Raw genomic sequence first — 19,785 nt, 5'->3', positions numbered from 1 at the left:
ACGAATCATTTCACCATTTCCCATGCCCAATCAATAATTTGCTGGCTGATTTTATCTTCCCATTTTCCAGGTTTAAAATTAAAACTTGAACCGTAATCCGGATGAATCGTTGACCAATGATCTAACTTTGGATATTTATAGAGTTGATGATCCTTATGATTTGATTTTTCTAAAAGAGCTATGATCATATCATTATCATTCTCGGTCATAATCCAATCATTAGTCCCCCATCGAATTCTAACTGGCACTTTTATTTTCTGCCATTCGAAAGCAAAATTAAAATCTTGTACCTGATGGTAATATTCAACAGGACGGCCATACATATGGAAAGGACCATGCCTGTGATATTTTTTAAACAACGGGTTTTCCTCTAAAATATCATGATAACTTCTCTTTTCAATCAACATTTTATAGTAGATAGGAATGTACACTGTATTCATCAAGTCATAAATTTCTTTTTGAGATTTGCCCTCGATCCCTAATATTCTACGTTCTATTTCCAGCATATGCTCGTACCAGGATTTGAAAAACGTTCCATCTGATATGACTCCTGCAGCATTAAATTGATTCGCAATATATGGAGCCAAAGCACTCCCCATACTATTTCCGTATACGATCACTTTATCTTGTTGGATATACGTTTTTGATTTGAGCAATTGCATCGCAGCTTCGTATCCACTAATCTCGGTTTGGAAGTCCGTTTTCCCACAATCTCCTTCACTATCCCCTACTCCTGGTTTTTCTACCCTGACCAAAACCATATTCGATTTCTCGGCCAAATCTTTAATTAATCGCACCCAGTTGTTACTTCTACCCGAGTATTTTTCTATTGTGGAACAACTCAACCCCTGAATCAAGAAAATAGCAGGAAAAGGTCCTTTCCCTTTAGGTTTGGTAATAATTACCCGTTGGCGTATTCCATATTCGCTAGTTACGCTCTCATAAAAAGTATCTAAAACATCATGCTGCTCTTTTGGCAAAGGGTTTAACACTACCTCATGACTAATTTTATCAACTCCTCTTTTGACCACGATATAAGTTTTTTGATCAGAACGAATCCCGTAGATTATAGCACTCCAATCTTCTGAATTAAGTACCGGTCGATGATCTACATTTATGATCACATCTCCTACTTTAAAACCTGCGTTAAGCAATGGAGACCCTTCATCGATTTCTTCAACCTTTGCTCCTGGTGTTTTGTTATCCGGCCATGAAATTTTAGCTTCAAACGAAGCTCTTCTTTTTAATGTTTGAGATAAACATTGTGTGGTGATACTAAAAAAAACCAATACTAATACCCCTATTTTTTTCATTTGTTAGTTTTTATATTTGTGATTCATTAAAAGGTTACCTGCTCAAATCCTGGATAAACGTATTTACTTCCGGATAGAGCAATAGTAAAAAGATTGGGAGGTAGTAAGGGTTAATTTATATAAAGTACTTCGGTTTTTATATCAAATCACCTTTTCCCTACAGAATGTATTATGACAATAACGCTAGACAGAAAAAACAAAGTCATTATCCAGGTAGTATTCTGGATTACCTATTATCTTTTATTTAGTTTAATATGGGTACAGAATGGAGATTACAAAGCTTCTTTCTTCTTGGAATTTGTTTTACTGCCTATTCGTATTCTTACTGTATACTGTTGTATTCTTTTTTTAATCCCAAAATACTTACTGCAAAAAAAGTTTATAGCATTTGTTGTGTATTACATATTGCTGCTACTATTTGCTAGTATCGCTCAACGGCTTTTTATGTTCTTTTTTATTGAAGACTTTGATCAATTTGTCTTTTCTAAGATATTTGATATTCCAGCAATGATTCGATCTTCTGTATTGATTAACACAACGATCATATTTGTTTCGTCGGTTTATATTCTATTGCTTTATTTTAAAGAAAAGGAGAACAACGAACAAATACCTGATAAAATGATAGAATTAAAGTCTAATAGACGTACTCATCGTATTGCTATTTATGACATTGTTTATATTGAAGGACTTGGAAACTATGTTAATTATCATCTACAAGACCATTCAAAAATCACGGTATATCAAAGTTTAAAAAAGTGCCTTGAACAATTGGAAGACGATAAATTTGCTCGAATACAAAAGTCCTTCATTATCAACACTAACCACTTAAGATCTTATGATAACGACTCGGTTGAGATGAATAACGGAGCTTCATTACCTGTAGGTGCCAAGTTTGATATCAAAGAACTATCCATATATGATTCTTGACCTATTTACAACTTATACTTTAAGGGTAAGTGCACCACTTTTTTGGTCTCGAAAAAAGATTCTTCAAAAATATCAGAAAGATTGTATTGTGTAGCTTTTGGAAAGCTAGCCAATTCTTCGGTAAGATCACCTCCCTTGAGATACAGAATCCCATTTTGTAATTCGTGTACACTTTTTTTGGCAATATTTTTACGTACCCACTTTACAAAATCGGGCATATTGGTCACCGCTCTACTCACCACAAAATCAAAGCGATCATCAAAAGTACCTGCTCTTCTTTGTTCTGCTTTCACATTGGTAAGTCCCAGCGCTTTTACCACTTCGTTAACCACTCGAATCTTTTTTGCAATAACATCTACCAAATAAAATTGGCTTTCAGGAAACATAATCGCCAAAGGAACTCCCGGGAATCCCCCACCTGTACCAACATCTAATATTGTAGTCCCTGGCCGAAAGGTTTGAACCTTTGCAATTCCTAAAGAATGTAATATATGACGCTCATATAAGGCATCAATGTCCTTGCGAGATATGACATTAATTTTCGAATTCCATTCTCTATATAGATCACCTAATTTTGAGAATTGATCTAGTTGTTCTTCTGTTAAATCTGAAAAATATTTTTGTATAAGAGTCACACTTTAGCCTTTTTATTATTTTAAGAATAAATCCATCTTTATGAAAGCGCAAAAATACATGTTAAATCGATACATTTTATTTCTTTTTAGGAAGTTAAAAAAATTTAAATACCTAAATTTACCCAATATTACTGTGGCTAATTTCGTTTAGTCATAAACCTCAACAATATGACTAAACCGAATATACGTTTTAGTAGAGTAGATTCTTCTAAATTTTTCAGAACGTTGAATAAGCGTGTGAATCAGTATTTCAAAGAAAACGACATAAAGCGTACAGGAAACTGGAAATTACATTTGAAAACCATCATTATGTTTTCCATTTTTCTTACCCCTTATTTTTTGATCCTAACACTTAATATTTCACAATGGTGGATGTTACTACTCACCGTAATTATGGGAGTTGGAATGGCAGGAGTTGGAATGAATGTGATGCATGATGGTAATCACGGATCTTATTCGTCAAAGAAATGGGTAAACAAGCTAATGGGAAGCAGCATGTATGTTCTTGCAGGAAACGTGTACAACTGGCAGGTACAACACAATGTCTTACATCATACCTATACCAATATCCATGGACATGACGAAGATATGGACGCAGGGCGAGTAATTCGTTTTACCAAACATGCCAAATGGAGAAGGTTTCACAAGTTTCAGCATTACTACTCCATATTCTTGTATGGATTACTAACCTTTAACTGGGCTTTGACGACAGATTTCAAACAAACCAAAAGGTATTTAGCTAGAAAACTAGCATATGGCAAACTACCAAGCCCTATAAAACAGTGGAGTACGGTGGTGATCACAAAAGCAATTTATCTGTTGATTTGGATTGTACTCCCCATGATTATTATGTCGATTGCATGGTGGAAAATTCTGATTGGCTTTTTTGTAATGCATTATGTAGCCGGTCTAATTCTTAGTATTGTTTTTCAATTGGCACATATGGTAGAAGGCGCTGATATGCCAATGCCTGACCAAACAGGCACAATGAAAAACACATGGGCCATTCATCAATTATTTACCACAGTTAACTTTTCTACCAAAAACAGATTGGTAAATTGGTTTACCGGAGGATTGAACCACCAGGTAGAGCATCATATTTTTCCCCATATCAGCCATATTCATTACACCAAAATTTCTAAAATTGTAAAGCAAACTGCTCAAGAGTTTAACCTACCTTATAACGAGTACAAAACCACACGCAAGGCGATCATGGCACATTTCAAACATTTAAAAGAAATGGGCATGGAACCTGCAATTCAATCATAACTTTTTATTTACCAATTAAAATGAGTACACAAGTATCGGAAATGAGCGCACATTTGTCAGACAGAATCAATTCACTTAAAGCTTCTGCCACTTTAGCAATGGCAGCCAAAGCAAGAGAATTACGAGCTGAAGGGAAAGATATCATTGGTTTAAGTCTGGGAGAACCAGATTTCAATACTCCCGATTTTATTAAAGAAGCTGCTATTCAAGCGGTAAACGACAATTACAATTCTTACACTCCTGTAGATGGATATGTAGAATTAAAAGACGCCATCATCACCAAATTTAAACGTGATAACAATCTTGAGTACGACAGATCTCAAATCGTAGTTTCTACCGGAGCAAAGCAAGCACTGTATAATGTGGCACAAGTTTATATCAACCCAGGAGATGAGGTGATTTTACCTTGTCCTTATTGGGTAAGTTATAGCGATATCATAAAATTAGCAGGAGGAGTACCTGTAGAAGTAAAGACATCTATTACTACGGATTTTAAAATGACTGCCGAACAGTTGGAAGCTGCTATTACACCAAAAACAAAAATGCTTTGGTACAGCTCACCTTGTAACCCTAGTGGTTCTATTTACAGCAAGGAAGAACTAAGAGCATTGGCAGATGTTTTACAAAAGTATCCTGAGATTGTAGTAGTAAGTGATGAAATTTATGAGCATATCAATTACAGAAAAGAACACGCTTCCATGGCACAATTTGCAGACATGTACGATCGTACTGTTACTGTAAATGGTGTTGCCAAGGCTTTTGCCATGACAGGATGGCGAATAGGTTATATAGGAGCACCTACCTCTATTGCACGTGCTTGTAATAAAATGCAAGGTCAGGTTACCAGTGGAGCAAACTGTATCGCGCAACGCGCAGTGATCACTGCATTAGAAGCACCAGTAAGCAAAATCCAATATATGGTGGATGAGTTTAAAGAGCGTAGAAAACTCATATTAGATTTACTTGCCGAAATACCAGGTTTTGAGTGTAACGAACCAGAAGGAGCATTTTATGTTTTCCCAGATATCTCTCATTACTTTGGTAAAACAATAAAAGGGTATACTATACAAAATGCATCCGATTTTTCTATGTTTATTTTAGAAAAAGCCAACGTAGCAACAGTTACAGGAGATGCCTTTGGAAATGCCAATTGCATTAGAATATCTTATGCTGCCAGCACAGAACAAATTATAGAAGCAATTAAAAGAATAAAAGAAGCTCTTTTAGACTAATTTTATTGCTTTTTACAACCTAAAAAAACCGATTGTAGACTCAAATACAATCGGTTTTGTTGCTTATTATCAAAACCTTAGGAAATATTAACCATATTTTATCATTTTTATCACAGTTTCCAGATAATAAATGTAAAATATAGGAGTTATACTTTTCAACTTTATAAAAAAACTCTGTTTTATAAAGTTATTTTCGGAGATACCAACTTAAACTTAAAACCATGTCCCCCACTGAAAAAGAACGCATTGTTCAGAAAAACGTATTGCAAATTTTCAAAGAAAACTTTAATGTTTCCAAAAGTGATGATGAGATTTTAAACATCAAACCAGATCAGGAATTAGAAGGTAATGACACCTGCTATTATGAGTCTATTATAGACATTTTTTTGATAGAGCCTGAGCATTTGGATAGCATTAAGGGAAAAGTAAAAGACACTATCAAAATGGTAGCCAAGCTATGGACTATCAATCTGCATTACGCATTACCTTAGCCTTAAAAGCTAACAAAACATATTTGATTTGATTATTATCTATTTCTCCAGAAGAAGGGAGTAAGTAGAATCAACACTGTAAAAAGCTCTAGTCTTCCGATTAACATCAGGAAGCAGCACCACCATTTTCCAAAATCAGGCAGCACATCAAAGTTGTTTACCGGGCTGAGTTTCCCAAAAGCTGGCCCTACATTTCCTAATGAGGAAGCTGCTCCTCCCACTGCGGTTTCAAAATCCAATCCTAATGCTCCAAGCACCACAGATCCAATAATAAAAGCTAGCATGTATAGAATAAAAAACGCAAGAATATTAAACGTAATTTCTTTGGATACCGCTTTGGTATTATAACGTACGGGTAATACCGCCCTTGGGTGTAACGTTCTTTTAAACTCCAGAATACCATTACGTATGGTAATCAAATGACGCACTACTTTCATCCCACCAGAGGTAGAACCTGCAGAACCTCCCAAAAACATGATCCCAAAGAAAAACACCGTTAAAAATGGAGTCCACATCGTAAAATCTGCACTTACAAACCCTGTAGTGGTCACTACTGCCAATACTTGAAATAAAGCATGACGAAATGCACTTTCTACTTCACCAAAAACCATGGGGTGATCTATAGAAGAAATAGAAGGGTCTGCCTTGTAGATTATAATAAAAGTTGCAATTACTGTAAATACAATAACGAACAAAGAGTATAGTTTAAACTCTTCATCCTTTATAATCTTTTGCACTTTTCCTTTAAACCCAAAATAACTCAATACAAAGTTCATACCTGCCAGGAACATAAATAAAATGATGATATATTGTATTAAAGGTTGATCGTTCCAATAGGCAACACTGGCGTTTTTGGTAGAAAAACCACCTGTAGACAAGGTACTCATCGCATGATTGATCGCATCAAAAAAACTCATCCCTGCGAGTTGCAAAAAAATAGTTTCTGCCGCAGTATACCCAAAATAAATTAGCCATAGTCGTTTGGCCGTATCGGTAATCCTAGGATGTAATTTATCTGCACTAGGACCAGGAGCCTCTGCTGCAAACAGCTGCATCCCTCCAATACCTAAAAGAGGAAGTATAGCCACTGCTAAAACAATAATCCCCATACCACCAATCCAATGGGTTAAGCTACGCCAGAACAATACGCCTTTGGGGACAATTTCAATATCGTTAAGTATAGAAGCACCGGTGGTGGTATACCCAGACATGGTTTCAAAAAAGGCATTGGTAAACGTAGGTATAGCTCCTGAAAAAAGATACGGTAAAGTACCACTCAAGGACATAAATATCCAACCAAACGTTACTACGATATATCCTTCTCGCTTATTAATTTCTTTTTGATGCTCTCTGGTCAAAAACATCATAGCGATACCGACAAACATGGTCGCCAAAGCCGCCATCATGATTTCTAAGGTAACCCCATCTTTGTACACAAAACTGATCATTGTAGCCAGTAGCATAAAACTACCATTACAAAGTAACAGAAGTCCCATGATGTGAGAGATGATTTTATAGTTTAACCTTGCCATATTCTAGAGAAAGAGCTTTTCTATTTTTTTAATAGATTTTGGCAAACAGCACACCACTACCCTATCTCCTGCCTGAATGTAGAAATTTCCGAGAGGTATCATCCCTTCTCCATTTCTGATCACTCCCGCTATAATTGCAGAACGCGGAAAGTCCAGATCACGAATTAGATTATCACTTACTTCGGAAGTTGGTTTGACAATAAATTCTAAAAGCTCGGCATTCATATTGTTGAGCTTTGTCATCGCCACAACCTCCCCTTTTCGGATAAATCTAAAAATATTATTTGCTGCTAATAATTTCTTATTGATTAGGGTATCAATACCTATAGAGTGAGACAACTGAAAATAATCCATGTTTTCTACCAAAGCGATGGTTTTACGCACTCCTTTGGATTTTGCCACGAGACAAGACATGATGTTAGTTTCGGAGTTTCCAGTTACTGCAATAAATGCATCCATATCCCCGATTCCTTCTTCCTGCAGCAACTCCACATTTCTCCCATCACCATTGATGATTAACGCATTAGGAAGATCATCTGCCAGATCAAATGACTTTTCTTTGTCCTTCTCTATTAGTTTTACTCTAAACTTATGATCACATAGATCACATGAGGTTTTATGACCAATTTTACTTCCGCCAAGAATCATTACATTCTTGATAAGCTCTTTTACCTTTCCGGTTAGCTTGTATAGCTCATCCACCCCTCCTTTTGAGGTTACAAAATATACCTGGTCTCCTTCTTTAAAAGAGGTATCTCCTCTTGGAATCAGCGTATATTGCGTTCCAGAACGCTGAATCGCAATTGGCATAAAATGTAGCTCTGGGAATATCTCGGCTGCTTCACGAACTGTTTTACCGACAAACAACGCTTCCTTGGATAGTGTGGTTCCTACCATAGTTAACGCTCCATCTTCAAACTCATAACTATCATGAAAAGCAGATTGATTCAAAAGAAGTTCAATCTCACTCGCAGCCAACGCCTCTGGAGAAATCAATTCATCAATACCAAATTTGGTAAAACCTACTTCTTCTTTATTCTCTATAAATTCTGTGTTAGAAATCCTAGCGATAGTACGTTTGGCTCCAAGTTGTTTGGCCAATACACAAACTGTTATATTGGTCGTTTCACTTGAGGTTACACTAATTACCATATCCATGTTTTCGACTCTGGCATCTTTTAAAATACTGATCGAAGTTGCATCACCCTTGATCACCCGAATATCCAAATGGGTGTCCGCATAATTTAGGCATTCTTTATCAGTATCTATGAGTGTAATATCTTGAGACTCAAATGATAGTAGTTTCGCCAAATGAAATCCCACTTCACCTGCTCCGGCAATAATGATTTTCATCGGTTTTGTGTATTGTTTTCCATCTCTAGGTAAAATATAGCTAAGCAACTATTTGAACGTAAAAAAATCCCTTAGCCTATAAAAGCGTACAAAGATAATGCAAATTGAACAACTGATAAAATTTGATTATCCTAACTTAATACAAAACTCTTCAAACTATATCCTTCAAAACTGTATATTTGCCTAAATTTTTTTGAATGTCGGAGAAAATAACACCATATAAAGACAAAGACAGGTCCAAGAAAGAGCAGGTTACCGAAATGTTTGATACTATTTCGGGAAATTATGATGGTCTTAACCGTGTTATTTCGTTGGGTATTGATGTAAAATGGCGAAAAAAAGTTGTAAAACAGGTAAGCAAAGTACAGCCAAAATCTATTCTTGATGTTGCTACTGGTACAGGAGATCTTGCTATCAATTTATCGCAAACCGGGGCTACAAAAATTGTAGGGCTGGATATTTCTACAGGAATGTTAGAAATAGGTAAAAAGAAAATTAAAGCCAAAAATCTGGACACTACCATCGAAATGGTGACCGGAGATAGTGAAAATCTTCAATTCGAAGACAATTATTTTGATGCAGCTACTGTGGCTTTTGGGGTGAGAAATTTTGAAAATTTAGAAAAAGGGTTATCAGAGATCTACCGAGTACTCAAACCGGGTGGAATTTTTGTTGTTTTAGAAACTTCAATCCCTACAAAAACTCCTTTCAAACAGGGCTATAAGTTATATACAAAAGGAATTCTTCCGATTATTGGAAAGATCTTTTCTAAAGACAAATCGGCTTATTCTTATTTGAGTGAAAGTGCTGCTGCTTTTCCATATGGAGAAGCGTTCAACAATATTTTGAAGAAAATTGGGTTTATACATGTTGAAGATCATCCCCAAACGTTTGGAGTAGCCACAATATATACAGCCACAAAATAATATGAAAAGAATTTTTATCGTAATCGCTGTTTTAATTTGCTCTCAAAATGTGAGCGCACAATTATTTTCTAAAGAAAAAGTTCAGAATCTTCAGAACTTTGATAAACCGAGGTTTAGCTGGGGATATATTCTTGGGTTAAATAGTTATGATTTTAATTTTGATTACACTTCAGAATTTGAAGATGCAGATATCGTAGTAGATAATACAATAGGTTTCAGCGTTGGGTTATTAGGAAATATGAGGATTAATGACTATTTGGATTTGCGATTAGAGCCTATGGTTACTTTCACCAGTAGAAATCTTACATTTTCTAACCCTTTATTCACTTCTCAATTCGAATCCTTCAGAGAAGTAAAATCAACATACGTACACGTACCATTATTACTAAAAGTATCTACCAAACGTTTGAATAATTTTAAACCTTTTATCGTAGGTGGAGTATCGACTTCTATCAACTTATCGAGTAACGAGGATAACCCTGACGACAATAGTTCGGGAGAATTTAGAATGAAGACAAACACCAATTATTTTGAACTTGGTTTTGGTATTGATTTTTATCTGTATTATTTCAAATTTACCCCTTCTATACGTGGAATATTTGCTATGTCTGACGAATTGGTTCAGGATAACGATCCGGATAGCCCTTGGACATCAACCATTGACAAAATGTCTACAAGAGGAATTTTTATCAATTTCACCTTCCAGTAAGTCAACTTATTTTTCGCTTAAATTCGCTTAGAACAATAGCGGTAGCAGTAGCTACATTGAGACTTTCTGTTTTTTGCCCCAAACCAAATTGAGGTATAGTGATACGTTTGTCTACAATCTCTTCGATTGGTGTAGAAATACCATTCGCTTCATTCCCCATAACTATAACCCCTTTTTTAGGAAGTGATGCTTCATATATGTTATCTCCTTCCATAAAAGTCCCGTATACTGGAATAGTTGGTTTTTGTTGAAGAAGAAATGCCTCTATATCTTGATAAACGATGTTTACTCTAGTAATAGAACCCATTGTAGCCTGCACAACTTTAGGATTATAGCAATCTACAGTTTGACTAGAACATACCAACTCTTTAACACCGAACCAATCGCACAATCTAATAATCGTGCCTAAATTACCAGGATCTCTTACATCATCCAGTACCAGCACAATACCTTCTAAATCTATTTGACGAACTTCTGGAATGAAGAAAACCGCCAAAGCTACCTGCGGAGTAGTCAAAAAACTAATTTGTTTTAATTCTTCGTGACTTATCAGATACTTTTTTTGATCATTCACTTCAAAAATTTCATCCTCTGTGGTAAAGAGTGCATGCAACTCTAACTTGGCTTGCAATAGCTCCTGAATAACCTTTTTCCCTTCAGCAACAAACAAACCGTGTTGTTTTCGGTATTTTTTTTGATATAAACTTTTTATTAGTTTCTTTTGGTTTTTGCTAACCATACAAATAGTGTATTTTTGAATCAATAATGTATAGGGATTGAAACACTTTCTGACAAAAATATTATTTATTACCCTAACCACAATCTTTTTAAGCTCATGTGATGCCGTAAAAAGAGTTCCGGAAAACGAATATCTATTAGAAAAAAATCTAATTTTTGTTGATAGCGTTAAATCTAAGGACCGAAAGTTAGAAAATCAACTGTTACTACAACCCAACACTCCGGTGGCTGGAATTCCTTTTCGACTTCATATTTACAATCTTGCCAGTGTAGATAGAGATTCCTCATACCAGGATTGGTTGCATCGCAAACCAAAACGGGAGCAACGAATGATCAACTTCCTTTCAAAAAAACAAGTGGATCGCCTGGGTAAAGGGTTAACCGGAATTAACGAGTGGATCAAAAAAACAGGAGAACCACCATCTATTTTGGACGAAGGTAAAATAAAAAGGTCAGAAAAAAGATTACAAGCTTACTACTGGAACAATGGTTGGTTCAATATTAAGACCGACTATAAAATTGATAAAAGTGAAGATAAAAGAGCTACGGTTTCTTACTACATCAAACCCAATGAACCCTATGTTATAGATTCTTTACACACCAAAATAGATTCAAAAGTAGCAGATTCTATCTATCAAATCCACAAAGACAAATCCACCATTGTATCCGGAAAGCAGTACAAAACACTTGATATCGAATCAGAAAGAGAACGCCTTACCTCATTATATAGAAACTCTGGGCTGTTTCATTTTGAAAAAGAATTCATCAACTTTGATGCAGACACCGTAAATACTGATCATAAAGTAAATCTGAACTTAAATATTAAGGACAGACCTATCGTATTTGGTGATTCGGTAGCTAGAGTTCCTTTCAAAGTACACAAAGTAAGTAAGGTGAATGTATTTACCGATTATTCTTACCAAAATCGAAATAAAATTCCTCAGGATAGCACTTCATACAGAGGATATAACATTTACGGATTTGATAAAATTAAATACACCCGAAAAGCAATTGCCAATTCCATCCTTATCAATCCTGGAGAGGTTTTTAGAGATCGGGATCGTACAGCTACCTATAATCAAATCAACAATCTTAGAACCTTTAAATATCCAAACATTAGATACGACATGGATCCCAATGATCCTTCCGGGACGGATTTGATTGCAAATATTTTACTTACTCCAAGAAAAAAGTATAGTACCAACGTCGAGTTTGATGTATCCACCTCTACCATTCAGGCTTTCGGAATTGGATTTGGAGGTTCTCTTTTGATACGAAATGTTTTTGGAGGTGCAGAAATTCTTGAAATCTCTGCTCGAGGTAGTATTGGTTCTTCTACCGAAGCTGTAGATGGAGGAGAACGTTTTTTCAACATTTCTGAAGTGGGAACCGATGTAAAACTTACGTTCCCCAAAATAGTATTCCCGTTCAAAACAACTAAGATCATCCCGAAAAGCATGACTCCTACTACCAACCTACTTTTTGGTATGAACGTGCAGCAAAATATTGGATTGGATAAGCAGAACGCTACAGGAATATTTAATTACCAATGGAAATCGAGCAAATTTGTGTCTAATCAATTGGACTTGGTCAATGTGCAATATGTACGGAATCTAAATACCAATAATTACTTCAATATTTACAACACCTCATTTAACGAGTTGAATGATATAGCCAGAGATGTTTTGGATCCGGATTCTCCTTTATTCTTTCAACCCGATACCGGAATACCCGATATCAATGATGCGGTACTTCGTATTCCTGAAGGGGCTGATGGCTTTATCGACCAATCCTTGGGTGCAAATCCAGATGGCGACCTTTCTGCAAATCAAATTCAGGAAATTCAAAACATCAGTGAAAGACAAATTAGACTAACCGAAGACAACTTAATCTTTGGTTCTAGTTATACCTACTCTAGAAATAGTAAAGAAAATCTGTATGATGAAGATTTTTCGAGATTCAGGGGTAAAATCGAACTTGCAGGAAATGTGCTAAGCACAGTTTCCAATCTTGCTAATTTGGACAAAAACAGCAATGATAGATTTGAAGTTTTTGGAGTGGAGTTTTCTCAATATGCAAAAACCGAATTGGATTACACCAAACATTGGGATCTGGGCAGAAAAAACATCATTGCTTTTAGAGCTTTTGGAGGAATTGCGATTCCTTTTGGAAATTCGAACAGTATTCCGTTTGCTCGAAGTTTTTTTGGGGGAGGGCCTAACGACAATAGAGCGTGGTTAGTGTATGATCTTGGGCCTGGTAGTACAGGAGGACGAAACGAGTTTAATGAAGCGAATTTGAAAATTGCTACTAATCTCGAGTATAGATATAACATTTTGGGTTCGTTGAACGGGGCTTTATTCATCGATGCTGGTAATATCTGGAATGTATTTGACAATGTAGAAGACGAAGATGCCGTTTTCTCTGATTTGGATGACATTCAGGAAATTGCTGTAGGAAGCGGTTTTGGTTTCAGATATGATTTTGAATTCTTTGTGATCCGATTAGATGTCGGCTTCAAAACGTTTAACCCCTCTGATGATGAGGACCAAAGATGGTTCAAAGGATACAACTTTAAAAATGCCGTTTATAACTTCGGAATTAACTATCCCTTCTAGTATATCCTAGTCGATATTTTATATATTTGTTTTTGTTATCCTCCCCACTTCCGTGATCTCAGATACTACTTTATCCTTTTGGCACTAATCAATTTGAAAACGTAATAATATGCGCTATGCAAAGATTGTTTTATTCGTGTAGGATTCTACATAATTTTACTATTTTTGTAAGCTTAAAAACCAAAATTAGATAGTTTATTTCACCATAGAATTTATATCTAAGATCTGATAATAAATGCTTTATAATACTACTATCTGACAACTAAAAACTTTAAAAATTAACAGATGAATCACAACATCAAACCAGGAGTTGCAACAGGAGACGAAGTACAGGCTATTTTTAAGTATGCAAAAGAAAAATCATTTGCATTACCTGCCGTTAATGTAATTGGTTCGAACTCTATCAATGCTGTTTTGGAAACTGCTGCAGAAATCAACTCCCCTGTCATCATTCAATTTTCGAATGGTGGTGCACAATTTAACGCTGGTAAAGGTCTTTCTAATGAAGACCAAAAATCTGCTATCGCTGGTGCAGTAGCAGGTGCTAAGCATGTGCATCTTATGGCCGAAGCTTATGGAGTACCTGTAATTTTGCATACTGACCACTGTGCAAAGAAGCTACTTCCTTGGATCGACGGTTTATTAGATGCAGGAGAGCAATTCTACAAAGAAACCGGAAAACCTCTTTATAGCTCTCATATGATAGATCTTTCTGAAGAGCCTATCGAAGAGAATATCGAAATCTGTAAAGAGTACCTAGAGAGAATGAGTAAAATGGGAATGACCCTGGAAATCGAATTAGGAATTACCGGAGGAGAAGAAGATGGTGTTGACAATACCGATGTTGATGACTCTAAATTGTATACTCAACCAGAAGAAGTGGCTTATGCATATGAAGAGCTAAGCAAAGTAAGTGATAAATTTACCGTTGCTGCTGCTTTTGGTAACGTACACGGGGTTTACAAACCTGGAAATGTAAAATTGACACCAAAAATCCTTAAGAATTCGCAAGAATTTATTTCAGAGAAATATGGAGTTGAGCATAACCACATCGACTTTGTATTTCATGGAGGAAGTGGTTCTACTTTGGAAGAAATCAGAGAAGCGATTGGATATGGTGTGATCAAAATGAATATTGATACAGATCTTCAGTTTGCATTCAACGAAGGGATTCGTGATTATATGACTGGTAAAATTGAGTACTTAAAAACTCAAATCGGTAATCCTGAAGGTGCAGAAGAACCGAATAAAAAATACTACGATCCTCGCAAATGGTTACGTGAAGGTGAAATTACCTTCAAAACCCGTCTTAAAAAGGCATTCGAGGATCTAAATAATGTAAACACATTATAATAGACTAGAAAACCAAGCTGAAACCCCGCCCTCTGGAGTTTCAGCTTTTTTAATATATAAATTTATGGCTTGGTTTAAGAGAACACAAAAAGGTATACAAACCGCGACCGAAGACAAAAAAGATGTTCCAAAAGGACTTTGGTACAAATCCCCCACGGGTAAAATCGTTGACGCAGAGCAACTTGAAAAAAACTTCTACGTAAGTCCTGAGGATGGATACCATGTTCGCATTGGAAGTAAAGAATATTTCGAAATTTTATTTGATGACAACAAGTTTAAAGAACTTGATAAAAATCTTTCTTCGAAAGATCCTCTTAAATTCGAAGACAAAAAGAAATATGTAGATCGTCTTAAAGAAGCTCAGGATAAAACAAATCTTAAGGATGCCGTTCGAACTGCAGTAGGAAAGTCAAATGGAAATGATTTGGTAATCGCTTGTATGGATTTCTCTTTTATTGGAGGATCTATGGGAAGTGTTGTTGGAGAAAAAATTGCAAGAGCGGCGGATCACTCCTTAAAACATAAAATTCCTTTTGTAATGATATCAAAATCTGGTGGCGCCAGAATGATGGAGGCTGCCTTGTCTTTGATGCAAATGGCAAAAACATCGGCAAAATTGGCACAGCTTGCAGATGCTGGTATTCCTTACATTTCTTTATGTACAGATCCAACTACCGGAGGAACCACCGCATCTTTTGCGATGTTGGGTGACATTAATATTGCAGAACCTGGTGCACTTATCGGATTTGCGGGACCTCGTGTAGTAAGAGATACTACAGGTAAAGAACTTCCTGAAGGCTTCCAGACGGCAGAATTTGTTTTGGAACACGGTTTCCTTGATTTCATAACACCTCGCCAGGAATTAAAACAAAAGATCAACTTATATCTGGACTTGATTACCAATCGTCCATTATCAAACTAGTAAGTATAAGAAAGTGCCTTTTTGTACAAAAAGGCACTTTTCTACTCACTAATCAAAAAATTCTATAATCGAATTTCTCTCTCTTCTCCATCTGTATTGGTAAATACTGCCAAATTATCACACGACCCATCACCATAATCCAGGGTTCCACTAAAATTAGTTCTTACCAAATCCACTATTCCACTAACCAGGAATCGACAACTAGCCTCTCTTCGTATCGGAGTTGTGATGGTTGTACTATGCGTATTACCATTAGCAAAATTAGTTGCCCAGGCACCAGTAATTAAAAACACATTATCTCCCCAATTCCCATTCAACACTCCTTCTATCCATTCACGAGTCTTTGTTCCTGTTCTAGAAGCCACTGTTCCATCAGCAAAAGTGACCGTCAGATCCACATTCATGGTATATTGTGGATTACCTTCGTCATTCATTCGTTCTCTGGTAATTGTCTTTGAACCTTCGAACTGGGTATCATCGACAAAAAAGTCTTCCAGACTATAATTGATAATACGTACTCGAGCTTCCAAATCAATTTCGTAAGACATCAACACTTTACCTTTAATTATACGACCTCTCACCTCGCAACCTTCGGTTCCAAAATCAACGGTTATATTCTTTGTAGTATCAGTCACAACCACTGTAATAGTAGCACAATCCGGAATAAACGGATGAACAGAACTCTTAAAAGGGGTTGCCACTTCTTCGTACTCATAAATTTGCAAAAACGTATCACTGATAAACTCTGCATTGGTATCAATTTTTGCAGTGAGTGTAGTTTCTTCAATGTTTAGATCGCTAGTAGTGATATCTTCAGATTCATCCTGGGTACATCCTACAAATATTACAGAAAGGAATGCTACTAAACCAAATTTCAAGATGCTGTTTTTCATAATATTTAATTTTAACGTTACCATCCTAAGACTTAGATTTTTACAAAAGGTTTAAGTCAATATTATTTTTTTTAATAAAAAGGATTACTTGATTAAAAAGTACTATATTTGCACGCTGATAGCAGAATGTTATCAATACATAAAAATCATTTAAATAATATTGGAATGTATCTAACAAAAGAAACTAAAGAAGAAATCTTCGCAAAACACGGTAAAGGAAAGAATGACAGTGGTTCTGCAGAAGGTCAGATTGCATTATTTACTTACAGAATTACCCATTTAACAGAACACTTAAAGAAAAATCGTAAAGATTTTAACACAGAGCGTTCTTTGGTAAAGCTAGTAGGTAAGCGTAGAGATTTACTTGACTATCTTAAGAAAAAAGATATCATGAGATATCGTGCAATCGTTAAAGAATTAGGATTAAGAAAATAAGAAAAAGAGAGGCTGCGCGCCTCTTTTTTTATTATATATATTTTTAAAGAAAACCATTTATAGCAATACCTATAAATGTATGCCTTAGTTTTTCATTGGTCGCGCAATTACTACAACAACACAACCTTGTCCGTCCGAGTGAAGACGGAAAACCAATGTTTAATTAGGCCTATAGCACATTTCAGAAAATGAAGTGAAATATGATATGGGCACGAATCAAAAACAAATTATGATTCCACAAGTTTATAAAGAGGTTATCGACCTAGGTGATGGAAGACAAATCACCCTCGAAACCGGAAAACTAGCAAAACAAGCTCACGGGTCTGTTGTTGTTCAAATGGGTAAGGCAATGCTACTTTGTACTGTTGTCTCTTCTTACGATCCTTCTCCAGTAGATTTTTTACCACTAACTGTTGATTATCGTGAAAAATTTGCTGCTGCAGGACGCTATCCAGGTGGTTTTTTCAAGAGAGAAGCTCGCCCAAGTACAGAAGAGATTCTTACCATGCGATTAGTGGACCGTGTATTACGTCCGTTATTCCCTAAAGATTATCATTCTGAAACACAAGTTATGATACAATTGATGTCTCATGACGAAGATGTAATGCCAGATGCTCTTGCAGGTTTGGCAGCTTCTACAGCGATCCAACTTTCTGACATCCCTTTTGAAACTCCTATTTCTGAAGTACGAGTAGCAAGAATTGACGGTGAGTTTGTAATCAACCCTAGTAGAGCACAATTAGAAAATGCCGATATCGATTTAATGGTAGGTGCATCTGCAGATTCTGTTGCCATGGTTGAAGGAGAAATGGACGAGGTTTCTGAGGAAGAAATGACCGAAGCTATTAAAGTCGCTCACGAAGCTATTAAAGTACAGTGTGAAGCACAAGTCCGTTTAGCTGAAGCAGTTGGTAAAAAAGAAACCAGAGAATACGAGCCAGAAGCACAAGACGAAGAATTAGAGAAAAAAATATACGAACAAGCGTATCAAAAGTGTTATGATGTTGCGAAGCAAGGTTCTTCTAAAAAAGAAAGAGGTTTAGCTTTTTCTGAAATAAAAGACGAAATCAAGGCACAGTATACAGAAGAAGAGCTTGAAGAAAAAGGAGATTTAATTTCTAAATATTTCGGAAAAGCTCATAAAGAAGCCGTAAGAAACCTAACACTAGATGAAGGTATTCGCCTTGATGGACGTGCTACTACTGACATTAGACCGATCTGGTGTGAAGTAGATTACTTACCATCTACTCATGGTTCTTCTATCTTTACCAGAGGGGAAACTCAAGCATTAGCTACGGTAACTTTGGGTACATCCAGAGAAGCTAACGTAATTGATTTACCAACTCAACAAGGAGAAGAAACCTTCTACTTGCATTATAACTTCCCTCCTTTCTCTACTGGAGAAGCCAGACCATTAAGAGGTACATCCAGAAGAGAAGTAGGTCACGGAAACCTGGCACAACGTGCATTAAAAGGAATGATCCCTGAAGATTGTCCATATACAGTTCGTGTAGTATCTGAAGTATTAGAATCAAACGGTTCTTCTTCAATGGCTACCGTATGTTCTGGAACTATGGCATTAATGGATGCTGGTATTAAGATTAAAAAGCCAGTATCAGGTATTGCTATGGGTTTGATCTCTGATGGAGATAAATATGCGGTATTATCGGATATTCTTGGAGACGAAGATCACTTGGGAGACATGGACTTCAAAGTAACAGGTACAGCTGATGGTATTACGGCTTGTCAAATGGACATCAAGATCAAAGGACTTTCTTACGAAATCTTGGTAAAAGCTTTAAAACAAGCTCGTGATGGTCGTTTACATATTCTGGAAAAACTAACTGATACTATCGAGACTCCTAACGAATCTGTTAAGGCTCATGCACCGAAGATGGTGAAAATCACTATTCCAGAATCATACATTGGAGCAGTTATTGGACCTAGCGGTAAAGTGATCCAGGAGATGCAGAAAGAAACGGGTACTACTATCGTAATCGAGGAAGATGGAGAGCATGGAATTGTGGAAATCTTAGGTGTAGAGCAAGAGGCTATCGATACTGTAATCAGAAAAATCGAAGCCATTACTTTTAAACCTGAAGTAGGAAGTGTTTACGAAGTAAAAGTGATTAAGATTTTGGATTTTGGTGCTGTAGTAGAGTATATCGATGCTCCAGGAAACGAAGTATTGCTGCACATTTCTGAACTAGCTTGGGAGCGTACAAATAACGTTACCGATGTAGTTAACTTAGGAGATGTTATCGATGTAAAATACTTTGGTGTTGATCCAAAAACAAGAAAAGAAAAGGTTTCTAGAAAAGCTCTTTTGCAACGTCCTCCTAGACCAGAAGGAAAGCCTAAAGGTGATAGAAAACCACAACATAATAAGAAAGAAAACTAATTTCTTTCTATTAATCATAAAAAAAGTGTCTTCAGTAA

General features: G+C 36.2%; 17 protein-coding genes. 11 read left to right on the top strand and 6 right to left on the bottom strand.

Features of this window, described 5'->3' with window-relative positions:
• Positions 1–5: 5 nt before the first annotated feature.
• Positions 6–1,313, bottom strand: a complete 1,308-nt coding sequence (locus tag BUE24_RS22305) for an alpha/beta fold hydrolase (protein WP_073321550.1) — start codon at positions 1,311–1,313, stop codon at positions 6–8.
• A gap of 171 nt (positions 1,314–1,484) precedes the next feature.
• Here BUE24_RS22305 and BUE24_RS22300 point away from each other — a divergent pair, with 171 nt between their 5' ends.
• The gene (locus BUE24_RS22300; RefSeq protein ID WP_073321547.1) at positions 1,485–2,240 is read left to right on the top strand and encodes a LytR/AlgR family response regulator transcription factor; all 756 of its coding nucleotides are present in this window, start codon (positions 1,485–1,487) and stop codon (positions 2,238–2,240) included.
• A gap of 5 nt (positions 2,241–2,245) precedes the next feature.
• On the opposite strand, the gene rsmG is transcribed toward BUE24_RS22300, so the two are convergent.
• On the bottom strand, positions 2,246–2,875 hold the full coding sequence (gene rsmG, locus BUE24_RS22295) for a 16S rRNA (guanine(527)-N(7))-methyltransferase RsmG (protein ID WP_073321544.1): 630 nt from the start codon (positions 2,873–2,875) through the stop codon (positions 2,246–2,248).
• 168 nt (positions 2,876–3,043) lie between these two features.
• Here rsmG and BUE24_RS22290 point away from each other — a divergent pair, with 168 nt between their 5' ends.
• From BUE24_RS22290 to BUE24_RS22280, 3 genes are all read left to right on the top strand, one after another.
• Positions 3,044–4,144 (top strand): fatty acid desaturase family protein, encoded by a 1,101-nt coding sequence (locus BUE24_RS22290; RefSeq protein WP_073321541.1) that lies wholly within the window; start codon positions 3,044–3,046, stop codon positions 4,142–4,144.
• Positions 4,145–4,185: 41 nt separating this feature from the next.
• On the top strand, positions 4,186–5,376 hold the full coding sequence (locus BUE24_RS22285) for a pyridoxal phosphate-dependent aminotransferase (RefSeq protein WP_073321538.1): 1,191 nt from the start codon (positions 4,186–4,188) through the stop codon (positions 5,374–5,376).
• A 221-nt stretch (positions 5,377–5,597) separates the two neighbouring features.
• Entirely contained in the window at positions 5,598–5,867 is a 270-nt protein-coding gene (locus BUE24_RS22280) for a hypothetical protein (RefSeq protein WP_073321535.1), read from the top strand.
• A gap of 35 nt (positions 5,868–5,902) precedes the next feature.
• On the opposite strand, the gene BUE24_RS22275 is transcribed toward BUE24_RS22280, so the two are convergent.
• A complete protein-coding gene (locus tag BUE24_RS22275; protein ID WP_073321532.1) occupies positions 5,903–7,399 on the bottom strand; it encodes a TrkH family potassium uptake protein in 1,497 nt (498 codons plus the stop codon).
• Positions 7,400–7,402: 3 nt separating this feature from the next.
• Complete coding sequence (trkA, locus tag BUE24_RS22270; protein WP_073321529.1) at positions 7,403–8,752, bottom strand: Trk system potassium transporter TrkA; 1,350 nt, start codon at positions 8,750–8,752, stop codon at positions 7,403–7,405.
• Between the two features lie 197 nt (positions 8,753–8,949).
• Here trkA and ubiE point away from each other — a divergent pair, with 197 nt between their 5' ends.
• On the top strand, positions 8,950–9,678 hold the full coding sequence (ubiE, locus tag BUE24_RS22265) for a bifunctional demethylmenaquinone methyltransferase/2-methoxy-6-polyprenyl-1,4-benzoquinol methylase UbiE (RefSeq protein WP_073321527.1): 729 nt from the start codon (positions 8,950–8,952) through the stop codon (positions 9,676–9,678).
• Between the two features lies 1 nt (position 9,679).
• The gene (porT, locus tag BUE24_RS22260) at positions 9,680–10,387 is read left to right on the top strand and encodes a type IX secretion/gliding motility protein PorT/SprT (protein ID WP_073321524.1); all 708 of its coding nucleotides are present in this window, start codon (positions 9,680–9,682) and stop codon (positions 10,385–10,387) included.
• A 1-nt stretch (position 10,388) separates the two neighbouring features.
• Here the strand turns inward: porT and BUE24_RS22255 are convergent, their stop codons facing one another.
• Positions 10,389–11,126: a TrmH family RNA methyltransferase gene (locus BUE24_RS22255; protein ID WP_073321520.1), complete on the bottom strand. Its 738-nt coding sequence runs from the start codon at positions 11,124–11,126 to the stop codon at positions 10,389–10,391.
• Positions 11,127–11,163: 37 nt separating this feature from the next.
• Here BUE24_RS22255 and tamL point away from each other — a divergent pair, with 37 nt between their 5' ends.
• The 3 genes from tamL (at position 11,164) to accD (ending at position 16,018) form a co-directional block, all read left to right on the top strand.
• On the top strand, positions 11,164–13,743 hold the full coding sequence (tamL, locus tag BUE24_RS22250; RefSeq protein WP_073321517.1) for a translocation and assembly module lipoprotein TamL: 2,580 nt from the start codon (positions 11,164–11,166) through the stop codon (positions 13,741–13,743).
• 285 nt (positions 13,744–14,028) lie between these two features.
• The gene (gene fbaA / locus BUE24_RS22245; RefSeq protein WP_073321514.1) at positions 14,029–15,096 is read left to right on the top strand and encodes a class II fructose-bisphosphate aldolase; all 1,068 of its coding nucleotides are present in this window, start codon (positions 14,029–14,031) and stop codon (positions 15,094–15,096) included.
• Between the two features lie 64 nt (positions 15,097–15,160).
• On the top strand, positions 15,161–16,018 hold the full coding sequence (gene accD, locus BUE24_RS22240) for an acetyl-CoA carboxylase, carboxyltransferase subunit beta (protein ID WP_073321511.1): 858 nt from the start codon (positions 15,161–15,163) through the stop codon (positions 16,016–16,018).
• A gap of 62 nt (positions 16,019–16,080) precedes the next feature.
• Here accD and BUE24_RS22235 read toward each other — a convergent pair whose 3' ends face one another.
• Positions 16,081–16,911 (bottom strand): hypothetical protein, encoded by an 831-nt coding sequence (locus tag BUE24_RS22235; protein ID WP_139242091.1) that lies wholly within the window; start codon positions 16,909–16,911, stop codon positions 16,081–16,083.
• A gap of 165 nt (positions 16,912–17,076) precedes the next feature.
• Between BUE24_RS22235 and rpsO the strand changes: the two genes are divergently transcribed.
• On the top strand, positions 17,077–17,346 hold the full coding sequence (gene rpsO, locus BUE24_RS22230) for a 30S ribosomal protein S15 (protein WP_073321640.1): 270 nt from the start codon (positions 17,077–17,079) through the stop codon (positions 17,344–17,346).
• A gap of 229 nt (positions 17,347–17,575) precedes the next feature.
• On the top strand, positions 17,576–19,747 hold the full coding sequence (locus BUE24_RS22225) for a polyribonucleotide nucleotidyltransferase (RefSeq protein ID WP_073321505.1): 2,172 nt from the start codon (positions 17,576–17,578) through the stop codon (positions 19,745–19,747).
• The last annotated feature ends 38 nt before the right edge of the window (positions 19,748–19,785 follow it).

Origin of the sequence: Aquimarina spongiae, assembly GCF_900141785.1 — a bacterium.
Taxonomy (GTDB): domain Bacteria; phylum Bacteroidota; class Bacteroidia; order Flavobacteriales; family Flavobacteriaceae; genus Aquimarina; species Aquimarina spongiae.
The sequence above is the reverse complement of the archived record's forward strand: the minus strand, read 5'-3'. Positions and strand labels throughout refer to the sequence as shown.

Coding starts and splice junctions, on each gene's coding strand:
- trkA (WP_073321529.1), bottom strand. CDS start 8,752: ATGAAAATCATTATTGCCGGAGCAGGTGAAGTGGGATTTCATTTGGCG.
- BUE24_RS22275 (WP_073321532.1), bottom strand. CDS start 7,399: ATGGCAAGGTTAAACTATAAAATCATCTCTCACATCATGGGACTTCTG.
- fbaA (WP_073321514.1), top strand. CDS start 14,029: ATGAATCACAACATCAAACCAGGAGTTGCAACAGGAGACGAAGTACAG.
- porT (WP_073321524.1), top strand. CDS start 9,680: ATGAAAAGAATTTTTATCGTAATCGCTGTTTTAATTTGCTCTCAAAAT.
- BUE24_RS22285 (WP_073321538.1), top strand. CDS start 4,186: ATGAGCGCACATTTGTCAGACAGAATCAATTCACTTAAAGCTTCTGCC.
- rpsO (WP_073321640.1), top strand. CDS start 17,077: ATGTATCTAACAAAAGAAACTAAAGAAGAAATCTTCGCAAAACACGGT.
- BUE24_RS22290 (WP_073321541.1), top strand. CDS start 3,044: ATGACTAAACCGAATATACGTTTTAGTAGAGTAGATTCTTCTAAATTT.
- ubiE (WP_073321527.1), top strand. CDS start 8,950: ATGTCGGAGAAAATAACACCATATAAAGACAAAGACAGGTCCAAGAAA.
- BUE24_RS22225 (WP_073321505.1), top strand. CDS start 17,576: ATGATTCCACAAGTTTATAAAGAGGTTATCGACCTAGGTGATGGAAGA.
- BUE24_RS22305 (WP_073321550.1), bottom strand. CDS start 1,313: ATGAAAAAAATAGGGGTATTAGTATTGGTTTTTTTTAGTATCACCACA.
- BUE24_RS22235 (WP_139242091.1), bottom strand. CDS start 16,911: ATGAAAAACAGCATCTTGAAATTTGGTTTAGTAGCATTCCTTTCTGTA.
- BUE24_RS22255 (WP_073321520.1), bottom strand. CDS start 11,126: ATGGTTAGCAAAAACCAAAAGAAACTAATAAAAAGTTTATATCAAAAA.
- BUE24_RS22280 (WP_073321535.1), top strand. CDS start 5,598: ATGTCCCCCACTGAAAAAGAACGCATTGTTCAGAAAAACGTATTGCAA.
- BUE24_RS22300 (WP_073321547.1), top strand. CDS start 1,485: ATGACAATAACGCTAGACAGAAAAAACAAAGTCATTATCCAGGTAGTA.
- accD (WP_073321511.1), top strand. CDS start 15,161: ATGGCTTGGTTTAAGAGAACACAAAAAGGTATACAAACCGCGACCGAA.